The 13128-nt window shown below is 35.8% G+C and carries 11 protein-coding genes; 3 read left to right on the top strand and 8 right to left on the bottom strand.

Annotation, left to right across the window (positions count from 1 at the left end; all coding sequences use genetic code 11):
* Positions 1-78 precede the first annotated feature (78 nt).
* Positions 79-426: a P-loop NTPase fold protein gene (locus H1P_RS34160; protein WP_144876053.1), complete on the bottom strand. Its 348-nt coding sequence runs from the start codon at positions 424-426 to the stop codon at positions 79-81.
* 292 nt (positions 427-718) lie between these two features.
* Positions 719-1675 carry a DUF6208 family protein gene (locus H1P_RS34155; RefSeq protein WP_144876051.1) on the bottom strand — a complete coding sequence of 319 codons (957 nt, stop codon included), beginning with the start codon at positions 1673-1675 and terminating at the stop codon, positions 719-721.
* Positions 1676-1961: 286 nt separating this feature from the next.
* Here H1P_RS34155 and H1P_RS34150 point away from each other — a divergent pair, with 286 nt between their 5' ends.
* The gene (locus H1P_RS34150) at positions 1962-3647 is read left to right on the top strand and encodes a DUF4132 domain-containing protein (RefSeq protein ID WP_144876049.1); all 1686 of its coding nucleotides are present in this window, start codon (positions 1962-1964) and stop codon (positions 3645-3647) included.
* Positions 3648-3957: 310 nt separating this feature from the next.
* Here H1P_RS34150 and H1P_RS34145 read toward each other — a convergent pair whose 3' ends face one another.
* From H1P_RS34145 to ggt, 4 genes are all read right to left on the bottom strand, one after another.
* Positions 3958-4404, bottom strand: a complete 447-nt coding sequence (locus H1P_RS34145) for an HD domain-containing protein (protein ID WP_144876047.1) — start codon at positions 4402-4404, stop codon at positions 3958-3960.
* A gap of 99 nt (positions 4405-4503) precedes the next feature.
* Complete coding sequence (locus tag H1P_RS34140; protein ID WP_144876045.1) at positions 4504-5892, bottom strand: PQQ-binding-like beta-propeller repeat protein; 1389 nt, start codon at positions 5890-5892, stop codon at positions 4504-4506.
* 79 nt (positions 5893-5971) lie between these two features.
* The gene (locus tag H1P_RS34135; protein WP_144876043.1) at positions 5972-6358 is read right to left on the bottom strand and encodes a hypothetical protein; all 387 of its coding nucleotides are present in this window, start codon (positions 6356-6358) and stop codon (positions 5972-5974) included.
* 82 nt (positions 6359-6440) lie between these two features.
* Positions 6441-8213: a gamma-glutamyltransferase gene (gene ggt, locus H1P_RS34130; RefSeq protein ID WP_144876041.1), complete on the bottom strand. Its 1773-nt coding sequence runs from the start codon at positions 8211-8213 to the stop codon at positions 6441-6443.
* 48 nt (positions 8214-8261) lie between these two features.
* On the opposite strand from ggt, the gene H1P_RS34125 reads away from it, so the two are divergent.
* Together H1P_RS34125 and H1P_RS34120 are read left to right on the top strand one after the other, a co-directional pair.
* Entirely contained in the window at positions 8262-8474 is a 213-nt protein-coding gene (locus H1P_RS34125) for a helix-turn-helix transcriptional regulator (protein WP_144876039.1), read from the top strand.
* Between the two features lie 292 nt (positions 8475-8766).
* Positions 8767-9675, top strand: coding sequence for an ROK family protein (locus H1P_RS34120; protein ID WP_144876037.1), 909 nt, complete (start codon positions 8767-8769; stop codon positions 9673-9675).
* A gap of 309 nt (positions 9676-9984) precedes the next feature.
* On the opposite strand, the gene H1P_RS34115 is transcribed toward H1P_RS34120, so the two are convergent.
* Together H1P_RS34115 and H1P_RS34110 are read right to left on the bottom strand one after the other, a co-directional pair.
* Positions 9985-12258 carry a calcium-binding protein gene (locus tag H1P_RS34115; RefSeq protein ID WP_144876035.1) on the bottom strand — a complete coding sequence of 758 codons (2274 nt, stop codon included), beginning with the start codon at positions 12256-12258 and terminating at the stop codon, positions 9985-9987.
* 525 nt (positions 12259-12783) lie between these two features.
* Positions 12784-12969, bottom strand: a complete 186-nt coding sequence (locus H1P_RS34110) for a sulfotransferase domain-containing protein (protein ID WP_186376319.1) — start codon at positions 12967-12969, stop codon at positions 12784-12786.
* Positions 12970-13128: the final 159 nt, after the last annotated feature.

The following is a 13128-nucleotide window of genomic DNA, read 5'->3' as shown; positions in this document are numbered from 1 at the left end:
TCAAAGCATGGTGGCATCGCTGATAGGGTTGTTTCTTTCATTCTGGATTGGCAGAAGTTTAATCAAGTACAAGTATCACTATACCAGGCTTATAGCTATTTTTTCTTGTTTCTTTCCGAAAGTCCAGTTAATTAAACTATATATTTCGGCTGCAATTGCTAAAAATGGTTCTTTTTGATAGTCATTAGCAAAAGCATCAAAATAGATACTCTCTATTCTTTCCTGCTTAAGCATTCCTTGCCACATTTTAATAAACGTAGTTTTTCCTTCGCCCCAAGGAGCATCAAGAGCTACAACTAATTCATCATCAACATTAGTTATCAGATTTAAAAGGTTTTGACCAAAATCTTTTCTGCAAAAAATATCTTTTTCTGAGGTAAATCCTTCATCTGGTTCTATTTGAATAGGAGGAACTGTTAATTTCATTTCAAATTAAATTAAAAAACTTACTATATTGTCTTTAAGTATTAATTTTTTGTGAGTCAGTCTAATTTATAAATTTAGTATATGTACTTGCGTTAACTAATAATTTATAATTGTTGAATTACATCCTTTTAAAAATTATGCATAAAATAAAAATTCGTAAGTTTGGTAACTCCCTCGATGCAACTATTCCCAAGGAAACTTCAAAAAAACTCGCGCTTGATGGTTAAGCAATCACACCACAACAAAATAAAACCATAATACAGTAATTAGTAAATAATTAGCGATCGCGTTTTTAATTCATACAAATTTTACTTTGCTGTACTAAATTATCTTTTTTGACAACTTGAAAATTATAATCAGTTTTAATATCAGATAATTCTGGTTTGGGACGGATTCTTAATAGGTAATAGCTATTGCTTTCTGGTGCAGCTAAATTATAATTTGTAGTGGTTATTTGTTCCCAGATTAAAGGTAAACTAGAGCGATCGTAAAGGGTAAAATAGATATTGCAGTTGTTAACAATCTCAGCATCTATATCTAACTGTAATTGCTGTTGTTTTTCCAGATAGTTGTAAGCAAAAAACGTATCAGGTGCGCCGACGGGTAAATATTCACCTCTAATAAATGATTCTGGTAAAATACCTCTTAGTTTTAGAATGGTAAAAATATAATAGTGCAGACTGAAGTAAAACCAGTTTTTAGCTTTAATTAAATCATAGTAAAAGTTATTAACATCACTAGGCATTACTTGAGGAGCGACAAAATCATTTCCATCTACTTTAATAGCAGGAAGCTGTAAATTTTCAGAACGATTATAATATCGAACACCTAAAGTATATTTACCTGGTTTTAGTTTTACAGAATACCATTTATTATCGCAAGCAATTTTATTAGACTCTAAACTGGTGATGGTTTTATAAGTAGGAAAACTATAAACTACCGCAATCCAAGAACCAGCAGAGTTATTAGCAGATTCAATATCTAAAGCAAATTCTTGTTCTACTTTAAAAGGACCTAAAGTACCAATTACTGCATGGGTATTCCAACGAGGCCCTTTAGTCATTAACACTGGTAAAATTAAAGGTGCAGCAATCATTTTTTCCGAAAAGAATCGCCATTGAGATGCTTTTGTTTTATTGACTGCTAAGTAAACTGTAAACAAAATACCGATCACAAGCTTCATTATCTTATAAAATACAAAAGATAGAATCGCTAATGGTATTTCCCAAAGCCAATAAATATTGTTCATGATTGTTAGTTATAAAAATAAAAAAGACTCTCAGCAGCTTCTCAAGCAAATTTTAATCCGCCATTGACTCTCATTATATAGAGAAGATTCACCATTATTTTTTTATTTGTAGTGTTGAATTTAGAGTTCATCGATAATTAACCTCTAAAAGCGATCGCTTTACTTGACTTTTAAGTCAATCATACTAAAATACTAATAAGACAATATCTAGATTACTCGACGTATTTGGTTATTTAATCTCTCAATTTGGGTAATAGAGGATAGTTGGATACCAGGATTAATTCCTGTGGCGATAGAAGGAGGTAAGTTAGCTAAAGCTGCTGTTGATATTTTGCGAGATTTAAAACTAAAAGGACATGAAGAATTAATAATAGCTTGGTTGGGAGAACAACCAGAAGAGGAAGCAGAAAAGTTAAAGAAAGAAATCTTTGATTATGCGGGGAAAGCAGAAGTAGCAGCAATACAGTTTAACGAGCTAACAACTCCCCAATGGTTAAAAGAGGGAATTAATTCTCTAGGTAGAACAAAAAAGATAAAACCTCCTGAATGGTTGAATATTATCGATCTTCCCTCGATTTATATTGATAATATTGGGTTAAATCAAGAACAAATACTAGCCGTTTTATTAGCTATTAAAAAGAGTAAACAGGATAGCATTCATCCTTTATTAATAGAACTAAAAAAATATGCTATGCCAGAATCCCTAGATAATTTTACGGTTCAATTGTTCGAGCTTTGGCGTAAGGAAGATGCACCGAGTAAAGATAAGTGGGCGATGTTTGCTTTAGGCTATTTAGGTAGTGAAATTGCAGCGATAAAACTTGCTCCTTTAATTATTACTTGGCGTTCGGAATTGAAACATCAACGAGTAACTTGGGGATTAGATTGTCTTAAAACAATGGGTACAGATACCGCTTTAATGCAACTTAATGGTATCGCGCAAAAAACCCGACACAAAAACTTAAGAAAAAAAGCTTTAGAACAGTTGGCTATTACGGCAAAAGAACGTAATCTAACTACAGAAGAGTTAGAAGATCGAATTGTTCCTACTTGTGGTTTAGACGAACAAGGTAAAAGAATCTTTGATTTTGGAGTGCGTCAGTTTGAATTTGTCTTGGGGGAAGGAATGAAACCCCAAGTAAAGGATGATAAAGATAAAATAAGAGCTAATTTACCCAAACCTGGGAAAAAAGACGATCCAGATAAAGCTAATAATGCGATATCCGCTTGGAAAATTCTCAAAAAACAAATCACTCAAGTAACCAAGATTCAAGCAACCAGATTAGAACAAGCTATGATAACCCAACGGCGTTGGAATGTGGATGAGTTTGAATTGCGGATAGTTAATCATCCTTTAATGACTCATTTAGCATGGGGTTTAGTTTGGGGTGGTTACGATGTTAAGGGAAATAGAGTTACTACTTTTCGTATCGCTGAAGATCGTACATCTAGAAATATAGAAAATGAAACCCTACAGCTTAAAGATATTACCACAGTTGGCATAGTTCACGCGATCGCTCTTACTCCAGAAGAGAAAGCAAAGTGGAATCAAATATGGTTAGATTACGAACTATTTTCCCCTTTCCCTCAGTTAAATAGAGAGTTGTTTTTACCCACTCCAGAAGAAAGAGAAACTACACTGGTTACTCGCTTTAAAGATATAACAATTCCTGGGATTAGATTAGTAAGCATTTTTGAGAAACAAGAATGGATAAGAGGTGGTACTGGTGATGGTGGAGGTTGCAACGAACACAGTAAAACTTATCCTAATGCGGGTTTGATTGTCTCTATTAAATATACAGGAGGAATTGCGATGTGGGATGTCAGAGATTCTTCCGATATTGAAATTACTCGTTGTCATTTTGCACCTCTGGAAACTCAACAAAAGGCTTTATCTTTAAAAGATGTGGATGCAATTATCTTTAGTGAAGTGATGCGAGATTTAACTAGATTAACTGGAAATCAGAATTAGACACCTATAACTACAGCACATTGCATAACAAACAAAGACATTTATCAATTGGATTATTGGGAAAACCAATCAATTGATCTGTGTCCATCTGCGTTCATCTGTGGACTAATATTATTCTATATTAAAATGCAAACCGTCAGAATTAGATACCTATCACTACAGCACATTGCATAACAAACAAGGACATTTATCAATTGGATTATCGAGAAAACCAATTAATCTATCTGTGTTTATCTGCGTTCATCTGCGGACTAATATTGTTCTATATTAAAATGTAAACCACTGTCAGTCTTCGTGTATCCAATCTCTCTCATTCACTCTCTTGCTGATATTTAATCAGATCGGGTAAAATTTTTTGGTATTTGCTTAATCTCGCATAATCCTTAGCCGTAGGGTTAGAAATACGAGATAAATCGCAATTGTGGCGCATATCCGCAATTTTTACAGACAAAGCGATTTTATTTTCTTTTACTCTTTCAAGATAGTGTTCGTATAATTCTCCAGAGATTTTTGTAATCGCTTTTATTGCGTCAATTAAATGTTCTGGAATTCCCTCTTTTTCTAAATCAATAAAAGTAATCTTCGTATCTTCTACAATATCGTGAAGCCATCCGACGATTTTTTCTTCTGTAGTATTGAGTTGTGCTGCGACTGCTTGACAATGACTAATGTAAGGCTTTCCTGCTTTATCAGTTTGCTCTTTATGAGCATCCGTAGCTAATTTTTGAGCAATTTTTAATACTTCTTCAATTTCCATTGGCAATCTGTATTATGTAACTATTAGGATATATAGCGTGACGGAAAATGCTTGGAACAAGTGAATCTTGTAAGGGCGAATGGCAATTCGCCTCTACCTTTAAAATGTACCAGTATTGTAATTATTCCCTCTAAATTGTCCCCAATAAATTGAGCCACCACCATTAGTTTCATAACAATAAAGATAGCCATCATTGGCTGCAATTAATAATTCATTTTTGCCATCGTTATCAATATCGGCAATTAATGGAGTAGCTTCTACTTGAGCTTCTTTTGCCATTGTTGCTATTAGATCGCCAGATTCACTACTTACCATTAATTTATTATTTTCTAACACAATAATTATCTGTGGTTCTTTTTGTCCTAAAATATCCGCCACTAAAGGTGTAGCAGAAACTCGATTTTCACCAGTGAATAAAGGCGATGTTAATTCGTTATTTTGAGTATTAATCGGAATTAGCCAAAAACCATCATCTTGACTATCCCACCACGCCGAACCAATAGCTATATTACCGTTAGGAGTATAAATAGGACTAGAGAATAAACCTTGAATACCCCCTGAAGGTGCAGATAATTCGTATTTTGCTTGTAGTTGACCTTTGGCATCTAAAAGATGAATATCAGAATAAGATTCAGCTAGAATAATACGGAGATTTCGATCGATGTGAGCAGCCATTGCTGATGAGTGAATTCCCGATCCAGTATGATATTGCCAAATTACCGAACCAGTTTTACCATCAAGAGCATAAAAGATCGCATTTCTCCCACCAATTAAGACATCTCGAAAGCCATCATTATTAATATCCACAACTGCGGGGGAACTCATAAATGCTTGAGAAGATAAATACTCATATTTGCCCTCTGCCTGTTCCATCTGATTTTGAAAATTCCAGATTAGGTTGCCATTTTTACCATCTAAAGCATAAACAGTTCCGTTTTCGCTAGCAACTATAACATCGGGAAAACTATCACCAGTAATATCGGTTAAACTAGGCGCACCTTCGATGTCACTATTAGTTTCAAAAGACCAATTTTGATTGCCGTTAAAATTATAACTAAATACGCGATCGTTATCACTACCAAAAAATAATATATTTTGGTGAATTGCCACACCATTAATATCAGTATCCCCTGCAACTTCGTTTTTTATGTGACGTAATATTTTTCCCGTCTTACTATCGATTACATAAACGCCATCACTACTATCATTTAAGGTAGAACGAGATTCACCATTAGAACCGACAATTATTTTTCCGTTACTATAAGAAATGGTTGAACGAAAAGTAGTTAAACCAATTTTAGTACGCCACTTTAGAGGAAAATTAATTTGTTGGGTTTCGCTAGATTTTTCTATTTGTTTAGTTTCTGTTTTAGGGGAATTATTTGCCAGTAGAGATGTTTTCTTTTTACTAATAGCTGTCTGTATTAAGCTGAATAAAATAAGTAAGAAGACGATTCCTAGAAATTTACTTTTTTGTTGTTTAAACATAATAATTTGTCCGCAGATAGACGCAGATAAACACAGATAGTAAGGTGGGCATTGCCCACCTTACATAACTTAAAAAAAATTAGCCTTCAATTAAAAATCTTTGTGGAATATTTGCGCCTATTGATGGTCTGTATTGTTCGGTAAAAAGATCGTCAACAGTAATATTGGTTAGCGAGCGAGCCTTCAATTCTTCACTAATATATTCATCACATCGATAGTAATAAATCTGGTTATACAAAGAAATACTCAATAAGTAATCAACCACTTCTCGAATTGCTTCCTCTTCTCCAGGCTCGCGGAAGACATATAATAGCTCGCAAAAGATAGTCTTAACACCATAGCTATCGCCATCCCAAGTGTCAACCTTATATCCTTTACAAGCTTTTTGCCACAGATAAGTCAGTTTTTCTTGAATAATTTCTCGTTCTACATTAGTTTCCAATTCAAAAATAGCAGTATCAGACATCAATATTTCAAGTAATTATTACTCATTACTCATTACTTACGAACAGATATCTCATAGGCAAAACTTTCAAACTAAATGCGATCTAATAAGCAACTGCTGCACCTGCGGGTTTACGAATATCATTTACGCCTTCTAAGAGATTAGTTTCAGAATTCACTATGATTGATTCTGCACCTCCCCATTGTCTATCAGAAGGATTAACTTTATAACCTTTTAAACGCAAACCTCTAATCGTTTCTGATTGCATAGCATTATTTTCTGTTGTAACCATATCAGGAAAACCTTGATAATGAAAACGAGGAGTATTAACCGCTTCTGTGAGGCTTTTTTGATAGTCAATGACGCTAGTTATTACTTGTAAAACTGTAGTGGGAATAGTTGAACCCCCAGGAGTTCCTGTAACGAGAAAAACCTCATCATCCTTAGTAACAATAGTAGGGGACATGGAGCTTAAAGGACGTTTTCCTGGTTCGATAATGTTAGTCGATCCTTGTTTTAAACCAAACTGATTCGCTACACCAACTTTGGCAGTAAAATCATCCATTTCATTATTTAAAAGAAAACCCGTACCAGGTGCAACTACACCAGCACCAAAATAAGAATTAATCGTATAAGTAACCGCTACGGCATTGCCTTCTCGATCGATTACAGAATAGTGAGTTGTATTAGTACCTTCTGATTGTACTTCGGTGTCGTAAACTTGTTCGGGAGGAATAGCTTGGTTAGCGGGAATTTGTTGACGAATTGATTCGGCATACTCAGCAGATAATAACTTATCTACAGGATTATCCACAAAATCAGGATCGCCTAAATAGCGATTGCGATCGCCAAAAGCAAATAACATTGATGATAATATATGGTGGAGGCTTTCTGTAGTGCGCCATCCTGACTGTTGCAAGTCATAACCAGACAAGACAGTTAACATCTGACACAAGGTAGTACCACCCCCAGGAGGTGGAGAAGAGATTACTCTGTATTCTCTATAGCTACAGCTTATTGGTTCGTATTCACTAATGTTATAAGTAGCAAAATCTTCTAGGGATAAAATACCTCCATTGGCTTCACTAGCTGCGACAACTTTTTGAGCAATTTCTCCTTGATAAAAAGCATCTCCTTCAGGAATTAGTTGTTGTAGTGTTGCTGCTAATTCTGGTTGCTGTAAAACATCTCCTGTTTGTCTAACCTTTCCTCGATCATCTAAAAATATTTTTGCCGTTTCAGCCTCTTCCAATCTACTCTTACCTGCTTGAAAAATATCTATATCACCCTGTTGCAGAGTATAACCTTCTGTTGCTAGCTTAATTGCAGGATTAATAACGCGATCGCGTTTCATTGTGCCATACTTATCTAAGGCGTAGTTTAATCCCTTTACTGTACCTGGTACGCCCACAGCAAGATAACCCCTAGTGCTAAGCTCGTCAACTATATTCCCTTCAGCATCAAGATACATATCCGCAGTAGACTTCAAAGGAGCGGTTTCGCGGAAATTAATAAAAGTCTCTTCTCCATCAGCAAAGCGGATAGTCATAAAACCACCACCACCTAAGTTACCACAACAAGGATCGGTTACAGCTAGGGCGTAACCAACAGCAACCGCAGCATCAATTGCATTACCCCCATCTTTCAGTACTTCCAAACCTACCAAGGAAGCATCACGACTTGTAGAAACCACCGCACCATTTTCTCCTGTAGTAGGTAGTACAGGGTTAGCAGCATTAGCAAATAAACAGCTAGCACTACCCAATGACTGTAAACACCATTGGGTAACCGCAGATACATTAGTAGTGATACCAATACAGAGACATATAATAAAGCCAAGTAAGAATAGTTTTCTTTTAGCGATTATCTTTTTCATTTATCCTGAACTACAATTTGTGCGTTCGATTTTACTAGGGAATACATTATGAGTAATAAACTATTACATAATCCCAGGGTAGAGGCAATTCTCAAAGAAAAATTTATTAACGAAATTAGGATATCTCAAAATGCTTTAGCAAAAGTAACTAGTGTTCCATCCAATCGTATCCACGCGATAGTTAATGGCACTCGTCGCGTTACTGCTGATACTTATTTGAGGTTATGTCGCTTTTGTTTATCAGAAGGATATTTTAGGTGAATACAAACTGCTTACAAAATTATGGAAGCCAAGCGAAAATAATGTCTGGTTTTTTCTGATAAATCAATACTAATTGCTATATCGATCCATTCTTTATTATAGAATAGCGATCGCCTCATGCAACAAAAGTACAAGAATTAAACTAGACATTTAAGACAATCGCTTTAACCTTTCCCCTCGATCCTAAACTCAACCGAGGTTTATCAAAAGTAAAAGTATGCAATAAGTCTATCTGTCTATTTTCTCTTGCCTTTCTTCAGACTTTGAATTTAATTTGGCACAACTACTGAAAATGAAAGACAAACAAGTAATTGGAATTGATATTGGTGGTACAACCATTAACTTAGGTCGATTTCTTGCCGATGGCACTTGTACCGAGTGTTTAAGTATTACTACACCCCAACCAGCTACCCCAGAAGCTATAGTAAATGTGCTTACCTATTCCCTCAAACAACTATCTCAAGACTATAACTGTAAAGCAATTGGCATTGGTATGCCAGGTCCTACAGATCGGACTAATCGCATTGCCAGAGTAGGTATTAACTTACCAGATTGGGAAGATATCCCTTTGGCTGAATTAATAGAGAACAAAACCCAATTACCTACTACTTTAGCGAATGATGCTAACTGTGCAGCTATTGGGGAAGCTTGGTTAGGTGCGGGACAAAACATTACTAACTTTATCCTTTTAACATTAGGTACTGGTGTTGGTGGAGCAATATTTATTAACGGTAAACTCTTTACAGGAAGTTATGGCGCAGCAGGAGAATTAGGTTTAATTACTCTCAATCCCGATGGTTATCCCTGCAATAGTGGCAATCAAGGCTCTTTGGAACAACACGCTTGTATCCGCGCAGTTAGACGTATGACAGGGAAAACCCCCTTAGAATTAGGAGAATTAGCCCAGAAAGGCGATCGTGACGCGCTACAATTTTGGCAACAATACGGTACTATATTGGGGGCTGGTATTACCAGTTTGATCTATGTTCTCACTCCTGAAGCGGTAATTTTAGGAGGTGGCATTAGTGCCAGTGCAGAATATTTTTTTCCTGCTACAGAAGCCGAAATCAATCGCCGTGTTCATCCTTCTTCTCGTGTTGGTTTAAAATTACTCAAAGCTCAATTAGGAAATAATGCAGGTATGATTGGGGCTGCTAAATTAGCCTTAGATTTAAAAAATCAGGAAGACTTCCTTGACTAAAGTAGCATAATACACTCGTAACACGATAAGTACTCATGGGATAACAAGCAAGCTAGAAAGTAGTTTTAATAGGCTTTTTAGCCCTAATAATATGAAATACAAAAAAGAATGCAAAATATAATCTGTAGTGATAATTCATGAATTATCACTACAAAGTAAAATTATTTGTAGCAAACATTTAAGTATTTGATATAACCTCACGGGGAAAAAGGAGAAAAAATAAATGTATGCATCTGTTTTTTCTTCTGTATCTAACATCAATTTCCGTAGAAAGCGATCGAAATATTGTTCCGCAAGAGCAGCTATGGTTTAAACATTAATCTCTTCCAAACTAGCTCCTGCTTTGACGCTAACATCATTATTATCACCTAAATCGAGGGATAGAGAAGTTTCATCAGTAACGTCAAAAGATATAGTATCTTTTCCTCTTTCTAGAACTTTTAGGTCAAATTCCAAAATTTGATTAGAATTGTCTACAAACCCTACTCGATCGTTATTTTCCAGGTTATTTGTGTCTAGGTTTTGGATAAGACCATCTATGATAATTTGACCTGTAAAATTAGAGCCATCTAGATCGCCTGTGGCTTCTATATGCCAAGTATCATCGTTATTCCAAATAATAAGCCCGTTATGTTCGGCAGCAACATAGCCAGGTTGACCAGAAAATGAAGAATTTTGTGTTAACTCTATTGGGCTGTTGTCAGAGGAATTTTGGGTTAATTCTACTGAGTTATCTTCAGAGGAATCTTGGGTTAGTGCCATTGAGCTGTTGTTATTGGCAGTATTATTGCCGTTGATATAGTTAATGTAGCTAGCATTCAAACTAAAGTCATCGGGTGAGATCTTCTCAATTAAAGCAATCATTCCACTACTAGAGAAAATACCCGTACCAGATCTTCCTTGATTACTGGCATAATCTACTCTGTAGTCTGAAGGTTGCCCCTTAAGCTCCATAGTATCTTCTCCAGGCTGAAAATCTTCGATAAATGCATGGTCGTACCACGGTTGGTTATTGTAAAATATCTTATTGGCGTCTCCAATAACAAATGTATCTTTACCGCCTCCACCTTGCATGACATCTTGACCATCACCACCTACAAAGATGTCATCGCCCTCGCCTCCATCAAGATAATTACGATTACTTCCTCCAATGAGAGTATCGTTACCCGTTCCGCCAATTAAATGATCCTCGTTAGCACCACCATCAAGATAATCATTACCTCCGTTGCCTGTGAGGCTATCATCGCCATTTAAACCCACTAAGTAGCTGTTTTGTTCGCTGCCGAAAATATTGTTATTTGATTTGGAGCCACTGCTAATATCTGGAAAGTTGCTATCTAAACTGACATCGTTGATGTTGTCTGGAGTATTATTGGTAAATTGAGAATTTTGAAAAGAAACAGGTCTATTAGTTTTGCTATAAAAAACCCCTCCTTCATTAGTTGCCGAGTTTGAGTCAAAATTGGTGTTTATTATTTCGATCTCGGCACTCCAAAGACCATCATAAATAGCCCCGCCATTTACCGCTTGATTGTTAGCAAGAATACTGTTAGAAATCTTAGCAGGCACTTCTCCTTGCCAATACAATCCACCGCCATTTTCGGCTTTATTATTAGTAATTGTTGTGTTATCTATTTCAATAAAGCCTGATGCTCGAATCCCACCGCCTCGAGCATTTCCCTGTATATTATCAATTACTTCGTTATTATTAATTTCATTATTTTTAATAATTACTCGGTCTTGGTTATAGCCATAAGCTAAAATCCCACCTCCTTCACCCGCAGCACGATTCTTCTCGAATAGGTTGTTGCTAATAATTATGTTTCCGCTTTCAGGCTTTCTCAAATCAAAATTTTCGGGTGGAGCAAATCTATCATCAAGGGGAACGCTAGCACCATCTATATACAATGCGCCACCGCCACCAGGGACATCGACAAATGTTTTGTCCGCTCCCGAAGTAGAATCATTTCCGACAAATTCAGAATCGGTAATATTTACATCGCTAATCGCAACTCGTATTGCCCCACCACCATAGCCTTGGTTGTCATAGAACTTACTATTATTGACAGTCAAGCTACCACCGCCAAATAAACTAATACCCCCTGCAGAATGGGATTTTGTACTTTGTCCATTCAGTGTGCCGTCATTATTCTCAAAAGTACTATTAGTGACTGTAATATTGGTACCTTCTTGACCGTGTATGGCTGCTCCTTGGGAAATATTATTAATAACCTCAACATTGTTAAGATTAAGATTGCTGTTTTCTGTAGCCCAAATTGCTCCTCCTGTCCCTTCTTTATGATGACTATCGGCTAAGGTTAAATTCTGTACCGTCAAATTTTTGTTTTTTTGAGCAAGTCTAAAAATATTGGTTTGTTCGCCACCACTAATAGTCAAGCCAGGAACATCAGAACCATCTATCGTTAAACTTTTATCTATGCCAATAAACTTGTCTAGACTTATGGTTTGATTAGCCAAACTGGAACTAAATTTAATTGTGTCACCCGATTGTGCTGTTTGAATCGCGCTTCTGAGAGAACCTTCGCTTTGGTTGGCATTATTAGTGACTGTGATTATCGCCATAATTTTTCTATGATTAATATCAAGTTTTAAACTAATTTAGTTAAGATTTTGTAAAGTAACCGTGATTGAAGCCACTAAAAATCAGTTGGACTTGTGAAATGATTAATTAAAGATTGATATTCTGCTCTACTCGCAACGCAATCTGATTCGGTAAGAACAGGTTCCGATTACAAGTCAAGTTATGAATATCGATAGACTAATATAAATAGTAAAGACAAGCAATCACCTTATTTTGTCGCTCGATATTTATGGCAGAAAATTGAGTATGAATTTAGAGTGTAAGGCTAGTAAGATTACTTTTGTGAAGGCAAAGCGGTGAAAATCTTACTCTCGTATGCACTGAATAAGCCAAAATCTTATTATCCTTAATAACCAAGACAGTAAATATAATATCAGAGATTGGAAATTTATAAAGTCGATTTTTATACCATTTAATTACAAGCAAATAAATATTTTGCTGCTGAATCTTTTATCGAAAAATGTATATTTTTTGTATGTTACGCTTGTCAATTTTGTATAGCAAATTTACCAATTAGAGCCACTTTCAGCTCCTAAGTTGATTAAAGCCTCACCTGCTACCTCTTTAAATGCCTGTTTGTGTTCGTCTGTAAAATGATTCTGCCAATCTCCAATTTGCCCTTTACTAAATATTGTCGAACGCTCAAAGAAAATTTCTGGGGTGATTTTGGTAATTTGTTCTTTAGGACTCACGGTTCGCTCAATTTAAAAATGGTCGAGCAAATAAAGACGATGAAATCAAGTCACAGTAATAATTAGAGCGATTGGAGTCAATTAGGAACTAGCTGGGGAACAAGATAAATCGATTCAGGAATGTTCATCAAATTTAAAATTTGTCTTTGAAGGGAATTC

The sequence above is a fragment of the Hyella patelloides LEGE 07179 genome (assembly GCF_900659865.1).
GTDB lineage: Bacteria > Cyanobacteriota > Cyanobacteriia > Cyanobacteriales > Xenococcaceae > Hyella > Hyella patelloides.
This window is presented reverse-complemented; position numbering and strand designations above follow the sequence as displayed.